The organism is Enterobacter sp. 168J2, assembly GCF_034107265.1.
Lineage (GTDB): Bacteria > Pseudomonadota > Gammaproteobacteria > Enterobacterales > Enterobacteriaceae > Enterobacter > Enterobacter nematophilus.
In genome coordinates, this window is record NZ_JAWNEB010000001.1 from 1189450 (window position 1) to 1209934 (window position 20485).

General features: G+C 58.0%; 19 protein-coding genes. 15 read left to right on the forward strand and 4 right to left on the reverse strand.

All coding sequences use genetic code 11. The features are described 5' to 3' along the window. The first annotated feature begins 53 nt into the window (after positions 1-53). Positions 54-959 (forward strand): LysR family transcriptional regulator, encoded by a 906-nt coding sequence (locus USG84_RS05780; RefSeq protein ID WP_151413704.1) that lies wholly within the window; start codon positions 54-56, stop codon positions 957-959. Between the two features lie 23 nt (positions 960-982). Here the strand turns inward: USG84_RS05780 and USG84_RS05785 are convergent, their stop codons facing one another. Continuing rightward, on the reverse strand, positions 983-1411 hold the full coding sequence (locus tag USG84_RS05785; protein WP_028013230.1) for an OsmC family protein: 429 nt from the start codon (positions 1409-1411) through the stop codon (positions 983-985). Positions 1412-1526: 115 nt separating this feature from the next. On the opposite strand from USG84_RS05785, the gene USG84_RS05790 reads away from it, so the two are divergent. After that, positions 1527-2486, forward strand: coding sequence for a hypothetical protein (locus USG84_RS05790; protein ID WP_151413703.1), 960 nt, complete (start codon positions 1527-1529; stop codon positions 2484-2486). 7 nt (positions 2487-2493) lie between these two features. On the opposite strand, the gene USG84_RS05795 is transcribed toward USG84_RS05790, so the two are convergent. Next, on the reverse strand, positions 2494-3369 hold the full coding sequence (locus USG84_RS05795; protein ID WP_320738203.1) for a LysR family transcriptional regulator: 876 nt from the start codon (positions 3367-3369) through the stop codon (positions 2494-2496). Positions 3370-3479: 110 nt separating this feature from the next. Here USG84_RS05795 and USG84_RS05800 point away from each other — a divergent pair, with 110 nt between their 5' ends. The 12 genes from USG84_RS05800 to USG84_RS05855 all read left to right on the forward strand — a co-directional run bounded on the left by USG84_RS05800 (position 3480) and on the right by USG84_RS05855 (position 17418). After that, positions 3480-4331 (forward strand): Vmh family MBL fold metallo-hydrolase, encoded by an 852-nt coding sequence (locus USG84_RS05800; protein ID WP_061098146.1) that lies wholly within the window; start codon positions 3480-3482, stop codon positions 4329-4331. A 231-nt stretch (positions 4332-4562) separates the two neighbouring features. Further along, entirely contained in the window at positions 4563-4778 is a 216-nt protein-coding gene (bdm, locus tag USG84_RS05805; RefSeq protein ID WP_013096534.1) for a biofilm-dependent modulation protein, read from the forward strand. A gap of 95 nt (positions 4779-4873) precedes the next feature. Next, on the forward strand, positions 4874-5011 hold the full coding sequence (sra, locus tag USG84_RS05810; protein WP_008501714.1) for a stationary-phase-induced ribosome-associated protein: 138 nt from the start codon (positions 4874-4876) through the stop codon (positions 5009-5011). Between the two features lie 176 nt (positions 5012-5187). Then, complete coding sequence (locus tag USG84_RS05815; RefSeq protein WP_151413702.1) at positions 5188-6885, forward strand: NAD-dependent malic enzyme; 1698 nt, start codon at positions 5188-5190, stop codon at positions 6883-6885. 350 nt (positions 6886-7235) lie between these two features. Beyond that, positions 7236-8948 carry an ABC-F family ATP-binding cassette domain-containing protein gene (locus tag USG84_RS05820; protein ID WP_320738204.1) on the forward strand — a complete coding sequence of 571 codons (1713 nt, stop codon included), beginning with the start codon at positions 7236-7238 and terminating at the stop codon, positions 8946-8948. 195 nt (positions 8949-9143) lie between these two features. Then, the gene (gene adhP, locus USG84_RS05825) at positions 9144-10154 is read left to right on the forward strand and encodes an alcohol dehydrogenase AdhP (protein WP_320738205.1); all 1011 of its coding nucleotides are present in this window, start codon (positions 9144-9146) and stop codon (positions 10152-10154) included. Positions 10155-10303: 149 nt separating this feature from the next. Next, complete coding sequence (locus USG84_RS05830; protein ID WP_151413701.1) at positions 10304-11923, forward strand: TIGR04028 family ABC transporter substrate-binding protein; 1620 nt, start codon at positions 10304-10306, stop codon at positions 11921-11923. 10 nt (positions 11924-11933) lie between these two features. After that, entirely contained in the window at positions 11934-12878 is a 945-nt protein-coding gene (locus USG84_RS05835) for an ABC transporter permease (protein ID WP_151413700.1), read from the forward strand. Next, complete coding sequence (locus tag USG84_RS05840; protein WP_253542091.1) at positions 12875-13723, forward strand: ABC transporter permease; 849 nt, start codon at positions 12875-12877, stop codon at positions 13721-13723. The genes USG84_RS05835 and USG84_RS05840 overlap by 4 nt, the downstream gene beginning before the upstream one ends. After that, positions 13723-15330: a dipeptide ABC transporter ATP-binding protein gene (locus tag USG84_RS05845; protein WP_253542093.1), complete on the forward strand. Its 1608-nt coding sequence runs from the start codon at positions 13723-13725 to the stop codon at positions 15328-15330. The genes USG84_RS05840 and USG84_RS05845 overlap by 1 nt, the downstream gene beginning before the upstream one ends. Continuing rightward, complete coding sequence (locus USG84_RS05850) at positions 15327-16316, forward strand: putative FMN-dependent luciferase-like monooxygenase (protein WP_151413698.1); 990 nt, start codon at positions 15327-15329, stop codon at positions 16314-16316. The genes USG84_RS05845 and USG84_RS05850 overlap by 4 nt, the downstream gene beginning before the upstream one ends. 10 nt (positions 16317-16326) lie before the next feature. Continuing rightward, positions 16327-17418 carry an alkylhydroperoxidase domain protein gene (locus tag USG84_RS05855; protein ID WP_320738206.1) on the forward strand — a complete coding sequence of 364 codons (1092 nt, stop codon included), beginning with the start codon at positions 16327-16329 and terminating at the stop codon, positions 17416-17418. Between the two features lie 5 nt (positions 17419-17423). On the opposite strand, the gene araJ is transcribed toward USG84_RS05855, so the two are convergent. After that, the gene (gene araJ, locus USG84_RS05860) at positions 17424-18599 is read right to left on the reverse strand and encodes an MFS transporter AraJ (protein ID WP_253542095.1); all 1176 of its coding nucleotides are present in this window, start codon (positions 18597-18599) and stop codon (positions 17424-17426) included. A gap of 120 nt (positions 18600-18719) precedes the next feature. Continuing rightward, positions 18720-19364, reverse strand: coding sequence for a QnrE family quinolone resistance pentapeptide repeat protein (locus tag USG84_RS05865; RefSeq protein WP_151413697.1), 645 nt, complete (start codon positions 19362-19364; stop codon positions 18720-18722). 179 nt (positions 19365-19543) lie between these two features. Between USG84_RS05865 and ppk2 the strand changes: the two genes are divergently transcribed. After that, entirely contained in the window at positions 19544-20386 is an 843-nt protein-coding gene (gene ppk2, locus USG84_RS05870; protein WP_061098135.1) for a polyphosphate kinase 2, read from the forward strand. Positions 20387-20485 lie beyond the last annotated feature (99 nt).

Genomic DNA, 20485 nt, shown 5'->3' on the forward strand with positions numbered 1-20485 from the left:
AACGGGCAAAAATGAAAATGACTATTCACCTAAAGAAACAATCAGAGGTCATCATGGATCAGCTCATGGCGATGCGCGCTTTCACGCGGGTGGTGGAATCCGGCAGCTTTACCCGCGCAGCGGACTCGCTGAATATGCCGATCGCCACCCTGAGCAAGCTGGTTAAATCACTTGAGGCGCATCTGGAGATACGCCTCCTGCACCGGACGACTCGCCGGGTGGTCGCGACGCCTGAAGGGATGGAATACTATGAAAAAGCGCTCCGGGTGCTGATTGATATCGAAGATATCGACACCTCGTTTCGCGTTTCCCGCGCGACGCCCAAGGGGCATTTGCGGGTTGACGTGGGCGGGTCCACCGCCAGGGACGTACTCATCCCTCTGCTGCCGGAATTTGTGCGGCGCTACCCGGATATCCGCATCGATCTTGGCGTAGCCGATCGTCCGGTCGATCTCATCAGCGGTAACGTAGACTGCGTGATCCGCGGCGGCCCGCTGAACGATTCAACCCTTATCGCCCGCCATCTCGGTGATGCCCAAATGGTCACCTGCGCGACGCCGGGTTACCTGAAAAACCACGGTGTACCGGCCTATCCGCAGGAGCTGCGCAACGGCCATAAGCTTATTAGCTATCTCTCTCCCGTCACCGGACGACCGTTTCCGTTTCGCTTCAGGGAGAACGGCGAAGCGCTGGAAATCAGCATTCCGCACTATCTCGGCGTCAATGAAAGCAACGCTCATCTGGCGGCTGCCGCGGCGGGGCTGGGGATCGTTCAAACCTTTGAGTATTCGGCTAAGTCATATTTACAGGCGGGAGGGCTGACGGCGATCCTGGGCGACTGGCGCCCTGCCGCCTATCCATTTCATGTGGTTTACCCGCAGAACCGGCATTTGACGCACAGACTGAAGGTATTTATCGCCTGGCTGGCGGAGGTGTTTCCCGCCGCGCTGAAGGGATAGCCGGGCGCGAACCCGGCAGGGGCTTAGTTAAGCTTATAGTCCAGCGTAATCTCAGCTTTCAGGAGCTGCGACACCGGACAGCCCGCTTTGGCTTTCTGAATAATGCCGTCAAACTGCTGTGGCGCAATGCCCGGAACGGTTACCTTGCTCTGCAGCGCAACCTTAGTAATGGCAAAGCCGCCGTCGGTTTTATCCAGAGAGACGTCCGCGGTCGTATCAATCGAATCAGCGGTATAGCCCGCTTCACCCAGCATCAGCGACAGCGCCATGGAAAAACAGGCCGCATGTGCCGCGCCAATCAGCTCTTCCGGGTTGGTCCCCTTTTCACCCTCAAAGCGGGTGTTAAAGCCGTAAGGCTGTTGGTTGAGAACGCCGCTCTCGGTGGAAACCGTTCCTTTCCCGCGCTTAATGTCGCCAGACCAGTGTGCCGAACCGTGCTTATGAATCGTCATTCTTGCTCTCCTTTTGGCTTACAAAGGGTTAAGTATAGACTACGCATCTGACACGCCCTGGAACACAGACGATTCCGGGTCTTTCACCTGCTGTACCGACAACAAGGATAAAAATATGACGCTAAAAATCAGGATGGCCGTCGCGGTAACCACGCTGGCTCTCTCTCTTTCTTCACTGGCCAAAACGCCGGAAAACTTTATCTATACCAGCTCAGGCGACCTCGATGCGGCGCTCCCGCTTGTTGCGCGTGGCGACATCGGCGGCGTGCAGATCGTGTACAACTGGCGCCTGCTTGAACCCGAGAAGGACAGCTATGACTTCTCGCGAATTGAGCAGGATCTGGCGCGTGTTAAGGCCGCCCGGAAAAAACTCTTTATTCAGATCCAGGATCGTTTTTTTGAGCCGGATGCCCGCTACGTTCCGGACTATCTGATGCACGATAAGCAATACAGCGGCGGGATTGCGCCGCAGTTCGATAACCCCGGCGAGGGCAAGCCTGTCGGCGCGGGATGGGTAGCGCGTCAGTGGGACCCCGCGGTGCGCCAGCGCTACCAGGCGCTGCTGGCTGCCCTCGCAAAACGCTTTGATGGCGAGGTGTATGGCGTGAACCTGCCCGAAACCGCGATTGATATTGACGAGAAAAATCCGCCAGCGGGCTTTACCTGCGACAGCTATTTCGCGGGTGAGATGGAAAATCTGGCCTTTGCGCGCAAGGCCTTTCAGAAATCACACGTGGTGCAGTACGTGAACTTCTGGCCGTGCGAGTGGGATAACGACCACAACTACATGGGGCGTCTGTTTGCGTATGCCAGCGCCAACAATATCGGCCTCGGTGGGCCGGACATTGTTCCCAACCGCAAGGCGCACATGAAGAATGCTTATCCCTTCTTCCATAAAAATAAACAGACGCTGCCGCTTATCGCCATGGCGGTTCAGGAACCGACTCTGACCTATAAGGATCCTCAAACCGGAAAACCGTTCACCAAAGCGGAGTTTGTCCGCTTCGGCGAAAGCTATCTCGGGGCAGATATTATTTTCTGGAGCACGGCCTCTCCCTGGCTAAAGGCAAAATAATCGCCTCTCAGGCAAGGCTGCGGGACAGTTCGTCGAGGAACGCGCGCAGCGCGGCAGGCTGGTATTCCCGTGACTGATAAATGCCGTGGATGGCAAGCGGTTTCGGCTCGAGTGCCTCCAGCACCGGCACCAGCAATCCCTGCTCCAGCGCGGCGCGCGCTTCGCGCTCCGGCAGCATGGCGATGCCGCAATGCTCGATCGCCGCGTTCATGAGCAGTGAAGAGATGCTGGCGCTCAGGTTGCCGCTGACGGCCACGCTCAGGCTTTCACCTTCCGGCGTCAGGAAACGCCAGGACTGGCCGGCGAAAAAGCTGTAGTGCAGGCAGTTGTGCTGCGCCAATTCTTCCGGGCTGGCGGGGATTCCGTGCTGTGCCAGATACGCCGGCGAGGCGCAGAGCACCGAGCGACACTCCCCCAGCCGGCGGGCGATCATGCCGGGCTCGGGGTTATCGGTAATGCGCACCGCGACGTCAATGCGCTCTCCCACCAGGCTGACCGGGTGGTTGTTCACGTCCAGCTCGATGCGCAGCTGCGGGTAGCGCGAGAGCAGGCCGGGCAGGACCGGCGCAATCAGGTGCATCGCGGTAAAGTGCGCGCAGGCTACCCGCAGCGTGCCGGACGGCAGATCTTTTTCAGACTGACCTTCGATTTCCTGCGAGATCTGCGAGAGCGTCCGCGTTTTTTGCAGCACCTTTTCCCCTGCCGCGGTTAGCGTCAGCTTGCGCGTGGAGCGGTTTACCAGCCGCGTCCCCGCCCACTTCTCCATTTGTTCAAGGTAGCGGCTTACCATTGGCCGGGAAATGCCCAGCGCGCGGGCCGCCGCGCTCAGGCTTCCCAGCTCGCATATCCGGTTATAGACCTGAGCGGCAATAACGCGATCCATATAAGCTCCATCTGCTCGATTTATGAAACTAAGCATGTCTTGTTTCAGGAATTCTGGCAAATGCGAATATCCGTACAATAACGATATTCCTGAACAACAGAGACAACAGCATGAAACTCACTCATATTGCCCTGCTTTCCGCCCTTTTCGCTCCGGCCGTTTTTGCCGCACCGTTGACGATTGATACCTATAACCCGCAGGAAAAAGGCATTTTCGCGGTCTCCTCCACGCTCGTTTCCGGCCCGAAAGAGGCGGTGCTGTTTGACGCGCAGTTCAGCGTGAAGGATGGCGAAGCGCTGGTAGAGAAAATCCGCCGCAGCGGTAAAACGCTGAACAAGATTGTGATCACCTCCGGCGATCCGGACTTCTATTTTGGCCTGCAGCCGCTGGTGAAAGCCTTCCCGAATGCCAAAGTGGTGGCCACGCAGCAGGTGGTTGACCATATTAAGGCCACCAAAGACGCCAAGCTCGCCTTCTGGGGCCCGCAGATGAAAGACGGCGCGCCGACTGAACTGGTGGTGCCGCAGGTGCTCGCCTCCACCACCTTTATGATTGACGGGGAAAAGGTCGATATCGAGCAGCCGGACAGCTACGCGGCCTACGTATGGATCCCGTCAGCAAAAACGATTCTTGGCGGCACCGGCGTCTCCTGGGGCATTCACGTCTGGACGGCAGATACCCAGACGCCGGCTCGCCGTCAGCAGTGGCAGCAGACCCTGGACAATATGGCCGCGCACAAACCGGAACGCGTGATCCCGGGCCACTATCTGGGCACGCCGCCGGCCGGGACCGGGGCTATTGATTTTACCCGTGGCTATCTGCAGCATTTTGAACAGGCATTGTCGGCACATAAAGACTCTGCGGGCGTTATCGGTGCACTGAAAAAACAGTATCCGGGCCTGGCCGAAGAGAGCTCTCTGGAATTAAGCGCCAAAGTGAATACCGGCGAAATGAAGTGGTAATTTAAAAACGGCTCCTGCTATATTTCCTCGATGGCAGGAGTCCCCAAAAATATCTTCACCGCTACACATCAATATATCCCCACATTCTAAAAGCGCATAAAAGCATGCACTTATGTCATTTTTATTTCTAAGATGAATCTGAGACACAACCGGGAAAATATTTGCCATTCTGTTTATGAATTAAATTTTTTGCGAGCCGTACCATTAAACAGACAACGACACGGAGGCAGCATGTTTACTTATTACCCGGCTAATACCGCAGCAGCACAACCTGAACTCGTTAACGCGATCGCGCAGGGTCTTCACGCCGAGCACGGTGCTGTGACTGAAGATGACATTTTAATGGAACTGACCAAGTGGGTGGAATCCACGGATAATGACATCCTCAGTGACATCTACCAGCAGACCATTAACTACGTCGTCAGCGGGCAAAACGCACCTTTGTAAAAACCTGCTAAGCTGGATCTGCAACCTAAGGGGTTACATTTCGTTTGCGAAAGCAAACTGGTCCTTAAAACTATCAACAGGATTGAGGAGTTAACATGAAATCGAACCGTCAGGCACGCCACATTCTGGGACTGAACTACAAGCTTTCTAATCAGCGTAAAGTGGTGATTGAAGGCGACCATGAAACGCAAGTCACTCACGCCACCGGCAGAAAACGCCACGCGGGCAAGTAAGTTCCAGACTGAGATCCAGAACACCATCGGCAAAACCGGTGGTGTTTTTGTTTATGTGTTGCGGTAATTAATATTTAGCTCCTTTATAATACCGCCCGACCGCACCCCGTAGCACAGGCCAGAAAGATGACAAACAGCAGTGTCAGGGACGGATCTTCAAAAAAAGAGTGAGTGACATGGACAACAAACTGAAAAAACATCGTTCCTTATATATCCCTTATGCCGGCCCGGTTTTACTCGAATTCCCCCTGCTCAACAAAGGTAGCGCCTTCAGCATGGAAGAGCGCAGCAGCTTTAACCTGCTGGGCTTACTGCCCGAAGTGGTTGAAACCATTGAAGAGCAGGCAGAGCGCGCGTGGATCCAGTATCAGGGCTTCAAAACCGAGATCGACAAACACATCTACCTGCGCAACATTCAGGACACCAACGAAACCCTCTTCTATCGCCTGGTGCAAAACCATCTCGAAGAGATGATGCCGGTGATCTACACCCCGACGGTGGGTGCGGCGTGTGAACGCTTCTCTGAGATCTACCGTCGCTCACGCGGCGTCTTTATCTCTTATCAGAATCGTCACAACATGGACGATATTCTGCAGAACGTGCCGAACCACAATATCAAAGTGATCGTGGTGACCGACGGGGAACGTATTCTCGGCCTCGGCGACCAGGGCATTGGCGGGATGGGGATCCCAATCGGAAAACTCTCTCTCTACACCGCCTGTGGCGGCATCAGCCCGGCCTACACACTGCCGGTGGTGCTGGATGTCGGTACCAACAACCAGCAGCTGTTGAACGATCCGCTTTACATGGGCTGGCGTCATCCGCGCATTACCGACGACGAGTACTATCAGTTTGTCGACGATTTCATTCAGGCCGTGAAGCACCGCTGGCCGGACGTTCTGCTGCAGTTCGAAGACTTTGCGCAGAAAAACGCGATGCCGCTGCTGAACCGCTATCGCGATGAGATCTGCTCCTTTAACGACGACATCCAGGGCACCGCAGCGGTGACCGTGGGCACGCTTATCGCCGCCAGCCGCGCGGCCGGCAGCCAACTGAGCTACCAGAAAATTGTCTTCCTGGGCGCAGGCTCTGCGGGCTGCGGTATCGCCGAGCAGATTATTGCCCAGACGCAGCGCGAAGGCTTAAGCGAAGAGCTGGCCCGCTCCCGCGTCTTTATGGTTGACCGTTTCGGCCTGCTGACCGACGGTATGCCGAACCTGCTGCCGTTCCAGAACAAGCTGGTGCAGAAGCGCGAGAACCTGAAAAACTGGGATACCGACAACGAAGTGCTCTCCCTGCTGGACGTGGTGCGCAACGTGAAGCCGGATATTCTGATCGGCGTTTCCGGGCAAACCGGTCTCTTCACCGAAGAGATCATCCGCGAGATGCACAAGCACTGCGAGCGCCCTATCGTGATGCCGCTCTCTAACCCGACCTCCCGCGTGGAAGCGACGCCGCAGGACATCATCGCCTGGACCGAAGGTAACGCTCTGGTTGCCACCGGCAGCCCGTTCGATCCGGTGGTGTGGAAGGATAAAACCTATCCGATCGCCCAGTGCAACAACTCCTATATCTTCCCGGGCATTGGTCTGGGCGTGATCGCCTCCGGCGCGTCCCGCATTACCGATGAGATGCTGATGTCGGCGAGCGAAACCCTTGCGGGCTATTCGCCGCTGGTCAACAACGGCGAAGGGCTGGTGCTGCCGGAGCTGAAGGACATTCACAAGGTGTCGCGCGCTATCGCGTTTGCGGTGGGTAAAATGGCGCAGCAGCAGGGCGTGGCGGTGAAAACCTCTGCCGACGCGCTGCAGCAGGCTATTGATGATAATTTCTGGATGCCTGAATACCGCAGCTATCGTCGTACCTCGATTTAATTCTGCGCTCGAACCGTTCCCTCTCCCCTGTGGGGAGAGGGTTAAGGTGAGGGGCACAGACCGCACGATCGAATATCCCCTGGCCAAACCCCCTTTCCCCCGCTACACTCCTTTCATCCATTAACCCACTGAATATATAAGGAGGCCAATTATGCTGTACTGTGAAATTTTCAATGTTTCACATACATTTGGTGATCGCACCAGCTCAAGCGTTATCGGTATCGTGCTGCGATAACTTTTGCTTGAGCGAAGACACCAACCCTTGAAATCCCTTCTCTCGGGCTTACTGAGTTATCGTCAGCGATGTTTGACGAGGCATAAACATGCCTGTAACTCTTGGGTAAGCAACAATGAGCACTTTACTCACTGCACAATCTTTACGCGTTGATACGGCGTTTGGCACGCTCTTCGACTCCCTCTCCTTTACGCTGAAAAAAGGCGACCGCATTGGCCTGCTGGGCGACAACGGCTGCGGCAAAAGTACGCTTTTAAAGGTGCTGGACGGAACAGATATCCCTGCCGCCGGAACGGTCGCGCTTGCCGGGCACTGCCTGATGGCGCGCGTGGAGCAACATCTCCCGGACGCCATTTTCCCGCTGACCATGCTGGATGCGGTACTCGCGCAGCTGCCATCAGCTGAGCGCGACAGCCTGCGCTGGAAAGCCGAAACGCTGCTGGCCAGCATGGGCTTTACGCCGCAGGATATGACGCTGCAATCCGCCACCCTGAGCGGCGGACAGCACACCCGCCTGCTGCTGGCGCGGGCGTTGATTCACGAGCCGGATCTGCTCCTGCTGGATGAACCCAGCAACCACCTCGATTTGCCGACCATGCTCTGGCTGGAACACTTTTTACAGAACTGGTCAGGCAGCTTCGTGCTGGTTTCGCACGACAGACAGCTGCTGGATGCCGTCACAAACGGCAGCTGGATCCTGCGCGATAAGACGCTGCACTACTTTGCCCTTCCCTGCACGGCCGCCCGCAGGGCGCTTGCCGCAAAAGATGAAAGCGATGCGCAGCGCAATAAGGCGGAGCAAAAGGAGATCGACCGCGTAACCGCCAGCGCGAAACGGCTTGCGACCTGGGGCAAGGTTTATGACAACGAAGACCTGGCCCGCAAAGCCAAACAGATGGAAAAACAGGTCGAACGGCTGAAGGAGAGCCAGACGGAAGTAACGGCAGGCAGCCAGTGGACGTTAACCCTGCGCGGTGACGCGCTGCGGGCAGACCGTCTGCTGGAAATGGAAAACCTCGGCGTACCGCCTGCGCCGGGGCTGCCGGACCTGTTTAGCATCGACGTTGCGCGGCTCAAAAGCGGCGATCGCGTGGCGATTGTCGGGCGTAACGGCTGCGGTAAATCGTCGCTGATGAAGCTTATCTGGCGCGGCTTTACCGGGGAACTGGCAAACGCGGGTCTGAAGCTGCACCCGCGCGTGTCGGCAGGCTATTACGACCAGACGCTTCATCAGCTTGCGGACAACGCCACGCTGCTCGACGCGCTGGAGCCGTTTGCACCCGATCCGCAGCACAGGAAGATGGCGCTCATCAGCGCCGGCTTCCCGTGGGCGCGCCACGGGCAAAAAGTCAGTACGCTCAGCGGCGGCGAGCGCTCTCGCCTGCTGTTCGTCGGGCTGACGCTTGCCCGTTATAGCCTGCTGATGCTGGATGAACCCACCAACCACCTCGACATGGAGGGCAAAGAGGCGCTGGCGGAAACGCTGCAGCAGTTCGAAGGCGGCGTGCTGCTGGTCAGCCACGATCGCCAGTTAATCAGCCAAAGCTGTAACCGCTTCTGGCTGATTGAGGACGGCAGGCTGAGCGAGTGGCACGATGCTGAAGCGGTGTTTGAGCGGCTGCGTGAAAGCGCGGGGCTCGAGACATCCGCCGCACCGGTGATTTCATCTGCGACGGTTCAACCCTCGCCGTACGACGATTTGCTGGAGCGGCTGATCGCGCTGGAAACGCTGCTGGAAGAAGACCTGGCGCGTAAGCCGAAGCATCAAAAGCCGCAGCTGCAGGCGCAATGGCGTAAAGAGATTGAGGAGATAGAAGCACAGCTGTAACGCTGCGCCCGGCGAGCCTCTCGCCGGGCCAGTATTTTCCCCCTAAATTATTAGAGGAACGCCCTGTTCTTAATCTGAAATCGGATTAAATGATGACATTATGTTGCTGCAGCCTTGCATTACCAGGCTAATGTATTAATCCTTAAGAGGTATTACCCTGCTATGCAGATTCTTATCATGAACAAGGAGATACACATGAAGGCTGCTGTTGTTACTCAGGATCATCAGGTTAACGTCACCGAAAAAACCTTACGCACCCTTAAGCATGGGGAAGCCCTGCTGAAGATGGAGTGCTGTGGCGTTTGCCATACCGACCTTCACGTGAAGAACGGGGATTTTGGCGATAAAACGGGGGTGATCCTCGGCCATGAAGGGATTGGCATCGTAAAAGAGGTCGGCCCTGGCGTGACGTCGCTGAAGGTCGGCGACCGCGCGAGCGTGGCGTGGTTTTTTGAAGGCTGTGGCCACTGCGAATACTGTAACACCGGCAATGAAACTCTGTGCCGCGATGTGAAAAATGCCGGTTACTCCGTGGATGGCGGCATGGCCGAAGAGTGCATCGTCACCGCGGATTATGCGGTAAAAGTGCCGGACGGTCTGGATTCAGCCGCGGCCAGCAGCATCACCTGCGCCGGCGTCACCACCTACAAAGCGGTGAAAGTTTCCGGAATTAAGCCGGGCCAGTGGATCGCGATTTATGGCTTGGGCGGGCTGGGCAACCTCGCGCTGCAGTATGCTAAAAACGTCTTTAACGCCAAAGTCATCGCCCTTGACGTTAACGACGAACAGCTGAAGCTGGCGGCCAGCATGGGCGCGGATTTAACCATCAACTCCCGCAGCGAAGACGCCGCTAAAATTGTGCAGGAAAAAACCGGCGGCGCGCATGCTGCGGTGGTCACTGCCGTCGCGAAAGCGGCCTTCAACTCGGCGGTGGATGCGGTTCGTGCCGGTGGCCGCGTGGTTGCGGTTGGGCTGCCGCCGGAAGCGATGAGCCTCGACATTCCGCGTCTGGTGCTGGACGGCATTCAGGTGGTGGGTTCGCTGGTCGGCACCCGTCAGGATCTGCAGGAAGCGTTCCAGTTTGCCGCTGAAGGCAAGGTGGTGCCGAAAGTTACGATGCGTCCGCTTGAGGATATCAACGCCATCTTCAAAGAGATGGAACAGGGCCAGATCCGCGGCCGTATGGTGATCGACCTACGTTCATAACCGTTCACCTTTCATCACCGCTCCTTACCGGGGCGGTTTTTTTATAGCCATTTTCCAGCAATCCTTATCTTAATTCCTTCGTTCCCTTGTTTTCCCGTGCGTCCGATGATGAATCCGACGCTAACAAGAAGATAACAAAGGAATTCACCATGCAAACCCCATTTCGTCTGCCGCTGCTGACGGCGCTGATTCTGGCGACCACCGCAGCCTGGGCAGCAGATGCGCCCGTCAAAGGCGGCACGCTGATTTATCTGGAGCAGCAGGCGCACACCAACCTCTACCCGCCCGCTGGCGGCTTTTACCCGAACGGCGGTATTCTGAACCAGATCACCGATAAACTGACGTGGCAAAACCCAAAGACGCTGCAGGTGGAACCCTGGGTGGCCGAGAGCTGGGCCACCAACGCCGATAAAACCGAATACACCTTTAAACTGCGTCCCGGCATCACCTTCTCCGACGGCACGCCGCTGGACGCGAACGCCGTGGCGAAAAATTTTGATACCTACGGTTTAGGCAATAAGGCGCAGCGCCTGCCGGTGTCAGAAGTCATCAATAACTACGATCGCAGCGAAGTCATCGACCCGCTGACCGTGAAGTTCTACTTCAAAAAACCGTCGCCGGGGTTCCTTCAGGGCACCGCCACCATTGGTTCGGGCCTGGTCTCGCTCAGCACGCTGAAGCGCAACTTTGAAGAGCTGGGTGATGCCCGCCACATCATTGGCTCCGGACCGTTTGTGGTGAAGGACGAGAAGCTGGGCCGCGAAGTGACGCTCGAAGCCCGTAAGGACTACCGGTGGGGGCCTAAAAACCTGGCGCAACAGGGGCCAGCCAATCTGGACGGCATCAAGTTTATCGTCACCCAGGAAGACAGCGTGCGCGTCGGCGCCCTGCTGGCGGGTCAGGCCGACTTTATTCGCCAGGTGCAGGCGTATGACGAAAAGCAGGCCACCGACCAGGGCTATACGATCTATGCCGCCCCGACGCGCGGGGTGAACGACAGCATCAGCTTCCGCCCGGATAACCCGCTGGTCTCCGATATTCGCGTTCGTCAGGCGCTGCTGCATGCCACCAACGCGAAACAGGTAGTCGACACCCTCTTCTCGGCCAACTATCCGCAGGCGAAGTCCGTGATTGCCGATTCCGCCGCAGGCTTTGTCGACCTCAGCGACAAATTGACCTTTGACCCGGCAAAAGCCAACAAGCTGCTGGACGAGGCGGGCTGGAAAGCCGGCGGCGACGGGATCCGCGCCAAAGAGGGCCAGCGCCTGGCGCTGACGGTGTATGAATCTCTGCCGCAGCCGCAAAACAAAGAGGTGCTGCAGCTGGTTGCCCAGCAGTGGCGACAGGTGGGCGTGGCGCTGAGCGTCAAGGCCGGTGACGCGGGCAGCCGCACGCTGGATAACCTTGATCCGCTGAAAACCCCGTTAACCGTTTCCGAAGTGGGCCGCGCCGATCCGGACGTGCTGAAAAGTATGTTCTACCCCGCTAATCGCGACGCGCTGCTGCAAAAAGGCGGCTCCAGCGACAGGGCCAAAAACTTCCGCGACGACAGGCTGAACGCGCTGCTGGTGAACATCTCTGCCGAAGTGGATCCGCAAAAACGCCTGCAGCTGACGGGAGACGCCCAGCGCTACCTGCTGGATAACGCCTATGTCATTCCGATCTTTGAAGAGCCGCAGGTCTTTGCCGGTGCGCCGTGGCTGAAAGGGGTGAGTTTTGAAGCGGTTGGCCGCCCGTCGTTCTACGGCGCGTGGATTGAGAAACGCTGAGGAGCTGACGATGCGCCACGCACTTCTTCAACGCTTTGGGCACGGGCTGCTGGTGCTCTGGGCCGCCTTTACCCTCTCGTTCGTGCTGCTCCAGGTGCTGCCGGGCGACGCGGTGCTGATTAAATTTCAGAACCCGGATCTGGGCCTAAGCCCGGCGCAAATCGAGGAGATGCGCGTGGCCTACGGCGCGGACAGCCCGCTTTGGCAGCAATACGGCCACACGCTGCTGGCGATGCTGCGCGGGGATTTCGGCTATTCGTTACAGGCAGGGGTGCCGGTCAGCGAGCTGATTACCAGTAATCTGCCGGATACCCTGAGCCTCGCCCTGCCCGCGTTTGTGCTCGCGATCCTGCTGGCGTTTGCGCTGGCCTTTGCGTCGCGTCTGCCGGGCGTGCGCTGGCTGAGCAGTACCCTCCAGTCGCTGCCGGTTCTGTTTGTCTCCTTACCAACGTTCTGGCTTGGGATTGCCCTCATTCAGATCTTTTCATTTCAGCTGCGGCTGATCCCGGTGATTAACCCGACGCCTCTGCAGGGGTTGCTCCTGCCGATCGTCACCGTCGCGATCCCAATCTCCGCCCCGCTGGCGCAGATTCTGATGCGCAGCCTGGACCAGGTGGCGACGCAGCCGTTTGTCGCCGTCGCCCGCGCCAAAGGGATGAGTGAAACCGCCGTCCTGTGGCGTCACGTCACCCGCAACGCCCTGCTGCCGGTCCTGAACATTGCCGGGCTGCTGCTGGGCGAGCTGATTGCCGGGGCGCTGATCGCTGAAACCGTTTTTGGCCGCAGCGGGCTTGGGCAGCTGACCCAGCAGGCGGTGAATAACCAGGATATCGCCGTGCTTCAGGCGGTGGTGATGATTTCCGCCCTCGGTTTTGTCCTGATTAACCTGCTGGTGGATCTGCTGATGCCGCTGCTCGATCCCCGTCTGCAAACCGTTACCGGAGGTACTTCATGAGCCTGGTCGATTACGCCGCCGCCGCGCGAAAGCGCGTCCCCACTTTTCAGGGAGTGGAGTGGCAGCCCGGGCTGTGGCTGGCATGGGCGGTGATTATTCTCGCGATTTTTGCCGCCGTGGCACCCGGCCTGTTCACCCCCTACAGCCCGGTTGAGGGCATCGCTGGCGCACAGCGCCTGGCGCCGCAGGCGGGCCACTGGCTCGGCACCGATCAGCTTGGCCGCGATGTTTTCACCCGCATTGTTTTTGGTGCATCCCACTCCCTGAGCGCGGCACTGGCCGCCGTCACCATGGGCCTGCTGGTGGGCACCGGTTTAGGGGTGGTTGCCGGGGCGTTCGCCGGGCGCGTCGAGTCGCTGCTGATGCGTTTTGTTGACGTGCTGCTGTCCATCCCGTCTCTGCTGCTCTCGCTGACGGTCATTATTCTGCTCGGGTTTGGCACCGTTAACGCGGCGATTGCAGTGGGCGTTGCCTCCATTGCCAGCTTCGCCCGGCTCGCGCGCGGTGAAGTCGTGCGCATCCGGCACGCGGATTACGTCGAAGCGGCGTTTGGCAGCGGCGGGACCTTTTTCGCCGTGCTGTGGCGACACATCCTGCCCAACGCGTTTACCGCCGTCCTCGCCTTTGCCACGCTGCAGTTTGGTCAGGCCATCCTGGCGCTCTCTACGCTGAGCTTTCTCGGCTACGGCACCCCGCCGCCCGTGCCGGAATGGGGCCTGCTGATTGCCGAAGGCCGTAACTATCTCTCGACCGCCTGGTGGCTAACCGCCTTCCCCGGCACGGTCGTCATCGCCGTGGTGCTCGCCACCAACCGTATCAGCCAGCAGTTCAGCGGAGGTCGCTAATGACCGTTATCTCAGTGGAAAATTTGACGATGAGCTACCGCACCGCGCGCCAGTGGCGAGAGGTGGTGCACAACGTCAGCTTCACGCTCGGACGAGGGGAAATGCTGGCGTTTGTCGGTGAATCCGGCTCCGGCAAAACGACCACGGCACAGGCGATTATCGGTCTGCTGGCCGACAACGCCCGGCGTGATGCGGGAAAAATCATTCTCAACGGCGAGGAGATAAGCCGGTGGTCCGCTAAACGTCTCGATACCCTTCGCGGGGCGCGAATCAGCCTGATTCCGCAGGATCCGGGTAATTCACTTAACCCGGTGAAGACCATCGGCGCGCAGGTCGGGGAAATTATTCAGCTCCACCAGAAAGTAACCCACGCCCGCCGCGACGAGCAGGTGCTCGCCCTGTTGACAAAGGTCGGCCTGAGCCACCCCGAGCAGCGCATGAAGCAGTACCCGCATCAGCTCTCCGGCGGGATGAAACAGCGCGTACTGATTGCCATCGCGATAGCGCTGCGTCCGGACGTCATCATTGCCGATGAACCCACCAGCGCGCTGGACGTAACGGTACAAAAGCGCATTCTCGATCTGCTGGATATCCTGCGCCGGGAATCGGGTACCGCCGTTCTGTTTGTCACTCACGATCTGGCGCTGGCCGCGCAGCGCGCGGACAGGCTGCTGGTTTTTCGCGACGGCGAGGTTCAGGAGCAAGGGAGCACCGCGGATATCATCCGCACGCCGCAGCACGCCTACACCCGCCAGCTGCTGAGCGATCTCCAGGGCCAGCGCCTGACCATCGCCCCGGTGACCGGTCGCCCGCTCGCGTCACCGGCCATTCGCGCCCGCGCCATTAGCAAACGGTTCTCCCTGGGCAAAGGCCATCAGCTTCAGGCGCTGGATCGGGTCACTTTTGACGTCAGGCGCGGCAGCACGCATGCGCTGGTCGGGGAATCCGGCTCAGGAAAAACCACCCTCGCCCGTATTTTGCTCGGTTTTGAACAAGCCGACAGCGGACGGGTCACTATTGATGATATCGATGCCACCGCGCTGAGCCGCGAGGCCCGCCGTCAGCTGCGCCAGAAGATCCAGTTCGTCTACCAGAACCCGTTCGCCTCTCTCGACCCGCGCCAGACCCTGTTCGACATCATCGAAGAGCCGCTGAAGAACTTTGCTCGCCTCAGCAAGGCGGATCGCAAGCTCCGGGTAGAGACCGTGGCTCAGCGGGTTGCTCTGCCGGTCGATATATTGAACCGCACCGCCCGGGAGCTTTCGGGCGGTCAGCGCCAGCGCGTTGCCATCGCCCGGGCACTGATCCTTGAGCCGACCATTCTGGTGCTTGACGAGGCCACCTCCGCGCTGGACGTCACCGTACAGGCGCAAATTCTGGCTCTGCTTCAGCAGCTGCAGCAGCAGCTGGGATTGACCTACCTCTTTATCACCCACGATCTGTCTATCGTTCGCCGGATCGCCAACAGCGTCACGGTGCTGCGCGGCGGCCAGGTCGTCGAACAGGGCGACGTCGGAACCTTATTCGCGTCGCCGCGGACCGACTATACCCGCGAGCTGATTGACGCCATTCCCCATTTTTCACCCGCTACGAAGGAGTTCGCATGACGCGAAAACGCCTGGGTTTTTTCACCCGCCTGCTTGACGACGCCACGCCGAAGGAGCGCTATCGTCTGGCAACCGAGCAGATCCGCCACGCCGAACGCCACGGTTTTGACAGCGCCTGGATTGCGCAGCATCACTTCCACGAAAGCGAAGGTGGCCTGCCGTCGCCGCTGCTGTTTCTGGCGCACGTTGCGGCGCATACCGAAACCATCCGCCTGGGCACGGCCATCATTACCCTGCCGATGGAGAACCCGCTGCGCGTGGCGGAAGATGCCGCCGTGCTGGATCTCCTCGCCGATGGGCGTCTCGAAGTCGGTTTTGGATCGGGCGGTACACCGACCTCATTCCTGCCGTTCGGCCTGACGTTCGAGGCGCGCGGCGCGGCCTTTGCGGACCATTTGCATGTGATCCAAAGCGCCTGGCGCGGAGATTCGCTTACCCATCCGGATAACCACCTCTACCCGCCAGCGCCACAGCTGGCCGGCCGTATCTGGATTGCCACCTTCTCTGTCGACGGTGCCGTTCGCGCCGCCCGGGCCGGACACGGTTTAATGCTCTCCCGCACGCAGCCGCGCCCGGCAGACCGGCCGGATTTAACGCTCGACGCGATCCAGAACCCGATTGTGGATGCCTACCTCGATGCGCTGCCTGCGGGCATCGCGCCGCGTATTCTGGCCTCCCGCACGGCGTTCGTCGCCGACAGCGATGACTATGCGCTCAGGGTCGCAACGCCGGGCCTCACGAAACAGGCCCGGCAGCATCGCGCCGCCGGGTACGCGGTTAAAGGTGACATTGTCACCGATTATCGCCGCCAGTTCGACGCCCATATCGGTTCCCCCGATACGGTGCTGCGTTCACTGCATGCGGACTCCGTTCTCAGGCGCGCCACGGATATCTCATTCCAGGTCCATTCGGTCGAACCCACGCACCGCGACACGCTGCGCTCCATTGAGCTGATCGCCGAAAAGATTGCCCCCCACATCCTTTGAGGAGACACCTATGTCATTAAGTCAGGATATTCTCGCCGAGCTGGCGGAAATCAAACCCGGTTCCGCTCTGGCAGAGGCGCGCGCCACGCGTGATGCTGCAACTCGCCACGCCCAGGGCAGCTATGAAATCCTGTTCAGCCAGCAGGATGATGATATTGCGCTCGACGAGCGCTTCGCCGTGGCGGCAAAAGTCGCCAGGTGGCACAGCGCGGAGACGCTGGCTGCGCACTATGCCGGATTTGGCCTGGCAGACCCTACCTCAGAACGCCTGACACCGGCGCTGAATTTCGCGCGCCTGCTGACGTTCTCACCCGTGGAAGCGACACCAGCGGCGCTAAAAGCGCTGACCCAGGCGGGATGGAGCAAGGCAGGCATCGTTACCCTGGCGCAGCTTGTTGCGTTTGTGAGCTTCCAGAGCCGACTCGTCGTCGGGCTGCGGCTGCTGAACGACAGGCCCGTCGCCCAAAGCGAAACGCCGGTGGCGGCGGGCGTCTGGCACACGACCGCAACAACGGCCACCGGGAAGGCGGCACCCGTCGCGTTCACCCAGCAGGAGCTGGGATGGGAGCCGTGGATAGCGGCTAAACCGCTGGCGGACTTCCGTGACGATGAGGTTGCCGTTCTGGCGAAATTTGGCCATACCGATTCCGACTACTTCCGCCTGCTGGGGCGCAACCTGCCGGTGCTTGAACAGCGCACGCTAACGGATAAAGGAATTTTTTATACGCCGGGGGGATTACCGCGCGCCGAGCGCGAGCTGGCCGCAACGGTCGCCAGTAAAATCAACGGCTGCATCTACTGCGCTTCTGTCCATGCGCGTAAAGCCAGCCAGCTGTCAAAGGATGACGCTGCGGTAGAGGCCCTGCTTGCCGTAAGACCGGGACAATCCCTTAGCGAGGGGCAGTCTGCACGCTGGCAGGCGGAAATTAACTTTGCGGCGGCGCTGTCAGTCACGCCACCGGCCGTCACGCCGGGCCATCTGGCCGAGCTGGAAAAACAGAAACTGGATACGCTTGAACAGCTCGATCTGCTGCAATCCGCCGCGTTCTTTGCCTGGGCCAACCGGTTGATGTTGACCCTGGGCGAGCCCTGGCTTCCCTGAAAAAATCAGGCCAGCGCCCTCGCGTTGGCCAGACGCTTTTTGGCGCAGAGATGGCCATACATCAACAGCGAGGTCATCGCAGCGAAGGACAACAACGCCGCCGGCAGCGTGACATAGCCCCAGCTAAAGCCGAACGTAATCATCATCCCACCAAAGTATGCCCCTACAGCGCTACCCAGATTAAAGGCCATCTGGCCGCCCGCCGCCCCCAGCATTTCACCCCCTTTCGCATTCTGCAGCAGCAGAATTTGCAGCGGTGCGGAAAGTGCAAACAGGCCAGCACAGCAGACAAAGCCCATCAACAATGAGGCCGTTTTCAGTTCACCAAAGGCGAAAAGCAGCAGCAGAGAGGCGACAATGATCATGTCGGTGGTGGCAGCAATGCGCAGCGGGCTAAACCGCCCCGAGAGTTTACCGCTGAGCAGATTGCCCAACACCATTCCGAGCCCCATCAGCATCATTATGACGGTCATCATGCCTTCGGAGAAACCTGATACATTGACCATAAACGGCTTAACGAAGCTGAACCACGCGAAGACCCCAGCGTTGCCAAACATGGTGGCGGCGAAAATCAGCCAGGGCTCCGGTTTCTTCAGGAAGTGGAACTGCGCGGTCAATTTGATCTCTGATTTATCGTGCAGTTTTGGCACCCACAGCAACACGGAGAGGATGACCAGCACGTCAAAGGCAGCAATCAGATAAAAGGTGTAGCGCCAGCTGTATTCATGCCCAAGCCACGTCCCGAAAGGTACGCCAACAAGATTGGCAACGGTCATTCCGGCGATCATACCGGCCACCGCGACCGTGACTTTTCCAGGCGGCGCAATTTTAGAGAGGATTATCGCCCCTACGCCGAAAATCGCGCCGTGAGGGAATCCGGAAATTAAGCGGCCTGTCGCCAGCCCGACGTAAGAATGTGAAATGCTGAACATGGCATTCCCAATGACGCACATCGCCACTAAGAACAATAATGTTGATTTCAGAGAGAACCGGCTGGAAAACAGCGCCACAATCGGTGCGCCTATCACCACGCCGAAGGCGTAAAACGAGATCATGTTCCCGGCAGAGGGAATCGAAATCCCGGTGTCCTTCGCCAGTTCCGTCAACACGCCCATCACGCCGAATTCGGCCATGCCCAGACCAAACGTACCAAGCGCCAACGAAAAAATTGTTTTTTTCATACCACGACCACGGGTTAACTATTCGCGACGGGCATTATCAAACAATCTGGTATGGTGAGCCAGTTCAAATCAGTTGGCTGACAGGTTAATCCATTAATTCGGGTGAGGCTGTGAATACCGTTAGCCTAAAACAACGATGCCAAGTCGCTCCATCAGCTGGGAAATCTGATAGCTGTCCAGTTTGACGCCCTGCAAATCAATACCACGCACGTCCAGATCACCCAGTTCTGAATTGGTCAGATCGCAGTGGGTAAAATTGGCCGCACGCCAGTCAAAGGATGAGAACTCGCCCCCAGACAGATCCGAGCCGCTGAAGGTCGCACCGAGTATCTGCGCGCCGTTCCAGCGGTTTTCCCACAGCTCGCATTTTTCAAGAACCACCTTCGAAAAGTTGGCATAGCTCAGGTTGCTTTTTGTGATGTAAGCACAGCAAAACCAAGTACGGGTAGTGATCATGTTCATAAAACTGACCCCGCGGAAATCGGCCCCTTGCGCTCTGCATTCACGAATTTCGATGCCTAATGCATTTGAATGCCTGAAATCCGCCATCGATAAATCGCAGCTTTTAAAAATAGCATCTTTAAGTTGCGCCCGATTAAAGTTACCGCCCTGCTGGCTTTCCCGGTCATAGAACTGACAGCCGATAAACTCCGTGCTGGTTAAATCCGTACCTGAAAAGTCGCAGTTACGAAAGATTGCATTCTCTATTTTCTCGCCGGTAAAACGGGTACGACCTATTTTTTCACCTTCAAAAATTAATGTCATGACGCCAGCCTGTTTATTTATACAGTATATCGCACCATTCTAACCCGTTATCTGATGAAGGGAAACACGCTTATCAGACACGTATGTCAAAAATTCCCGCGAAGGTTGCCGGTCAGCATTACACTTCAAAGTGTTAGTTCCTTCCAGGCACATCACCCGATTCGGAGATGAGGATTATCATGGGAAACGCAAAACAGAATAAAACGAAAGCAGTGACCGTGACCAAAGCCAGCGTAGACAAGGTGGTTAAACCCGCGCTGAAGACCAAAGAGTACGAACAAGAGCTGCGCCGCCTGCACGTTGAACTGGTTAAGCTCCAGCAGTGGGTCGTCGCCAAGGGATTAAAGGTGTGTATCGTATTTGAAGGACGCGACGGTGCCGGTAAAGGCGGCACCATCAAAGCGATTACCGAGCGCGTCAGCCCGCGCGTCTTTCGCGTCGTCGCGCTTCCCGCGCCTACCGATAAAGAGAAAAGCCAGCTCTACTTCCAGCGTTACGTGCCGCATCTGCCCTCTGCGGGCGAAATCGTCATCTTCGACCGCAGCTGGTATAACCGCGCGGGCGTCGAGCGCGTGATGGGATTCTGTACCGAAGAACAGGTGGAGAAATTTTTGGACGGCACGCCGGTCATGGAAAAAGCGATGGTCGATGCCGGCATTATCCTGTTGAAATACTGGCTGGAGGTGACGCCGAAAGAGCAGGAGCGCCGCCTGCGCGACCGCATCAACGACGGGCGCAAAATTTGGAAGCTGTCGCCCATGGACATTAAATCCTTTAACCTGTGGGACGAGTATACCCTCGCCCGCGACGCCATGTTTGAAGCGACAGATACCGCCTGGGCACCGTGGTTTGTGGCCCGTTCAGAAGATAAAAAGCGCGTGCGCCTGAATATTATTTCGCACCTGCTGACGCAAATCCCCTATAAAGAAATTCATGTTGATAAGGTAGATTTACCGAAACGTAAAATCGGCAAAGTGAAGCCCACCAAATACCCGTTCCGGTATGTGGAAGAGCGGTTCTGATATTACTGGAAGGCGGCTCGCAGAACGTAGATTACCAGGGGAAACGGTATTGTTTTTTGTTGGCTGCGGTTGATAATGGCCGCACCAACAAAGGAGAAA

Excerpts from the sequence above, each read along its gene's own strand:
- araJ (WP_253542095.1), bottom strand. The coding sequence starts at position 18,599 with ATGAAAAAAACAATTTTTTCGTTGGCGCTTGGTACGTTTGGTCTGGGC.
- adhP (WP_320738205.1), top strand. The coding sequence starts at position 9,144 with ATGAAGGCTGCTGTTGTTACTCAGGATCATCAGGTTAACGTCACCGAA.
- USG84_RS05845 (WP_253542093.1), top strand. The coding sequence starts at position 13,723 with ATGACCGTTATCTCAGTGGAAAATTTGACGATGAGCTACCGCACCGCG.
- bdm (WP_013096534.1), top strand. The coding sequence starts at position 4,563 with ATGTTTACTTATTACCCGGCTAATACCGCAGCAGCACAACCTGAACTC.
- USG84_RS05830 (WP_151413701.1), top strand. The coding sequence starts at position 10,304 with ATGCAAACCCCATTTCGTCTGCCGCTGCTGACGGCGCTGATTCTGGCG.
- USG84_RS05815 (WP_151413702.1), top strand. The coding sequence starts at position 5,188 with ATGGACAACAAACTGAAAAAACATCGTTCCTTATATATCCCTTATGCC.
- USG84_RS05780 (WP_151413704.1), top strand. The coding sequence starts at position 54 with ATGGATCAGCTCATGGCGATGCGCGCTTTCACGCGGGTGGTGGAATCC.
- USG84_RS05850 (WP_151413698.1), top strand. The coding sequence starts at position 15,327 with ATGACGCGAAAACGCCTGGGTTTTTTCACCCGCCTGCTTGACGACGCC.
- USG84_RS05855 (WP_320738206.1), top strand. The coding sequence starts at position 16,327 with ATGTCATTAAGTCAGGATATTCTCGCCGAGCTGGCGGAAATCAAACCC.
- USG84_RS05785 (WP_028013230.1), bottom strand. The coding sequence starts at position 1,411 with ATGACGATTCATAAGCACGGTTCGGCACACTGGTCTGGCGACATTAAG.
- sra (WP_008501714.1), top strand. The coding sequence starts at position 4,874 with ATGAAATCGAACCGTCAGGCACGCCACATTCTGGGACTGAACTACAAG.
- USG84_RS05865 (WP_151413697.1), bottom strand. The coding sequence starts at position 19,364 with ATGACATTAATTTTTGAAGGTGAAAAAATAGGTCGTACCCGTTTTACC.
- USG84_RS05840 (WP_253542091.1), top strand. The coding sequence starts at position 12,875 with ATGAGCCTGGTCGATTACGCCGCCGCCGCGCGAAAGCGCGTCCCCACT.
- ppk2 (WP_061098135.1), top strand. The coding sequence starts at position 19,544 with ATGGGAAACGCAAAACAGAATAAAACGAAAGCAGTGACCGTGACCAAA.
- USG84_RS05795 (WP_320738203.1), bottom strand. The coding sequence starts at position 3,369 with ATGGATCGCGTTATTGCCGCTCAGGTCTATAACCGGATATGCGAGCTG.
- USG84_RS05790 (WP_151413703.1), top strand. The coding sequence starts at position 1,527 with ATGACGCTAAAAATCAGGATGGCCGTCGCGGTAACCACGCTGGCTCTC.
- USG84_RS05820 (WP_320738204.1), top strand. The coding sequence starts at position 7,236 with ATGAGCACTTTACTCACTGCACAATCTTTACGCGTTGATACGGCGTTT.
- USG84_RS05835 (WP_151413700.1), top strand. The coding sequence starts at position 11,934 with ATGCGCCACGCACTTCTTCAACGCTTTGGGCACGGGCTGCTGGTGCTC.
- USG84_RS05800 (WP_061098146.1), top strand. The coding sequence starts at position 3,480 with ATGAAACTCACTCATATTGCCCTGCTTTCCGCCCTTTTCGCTCCGGCC.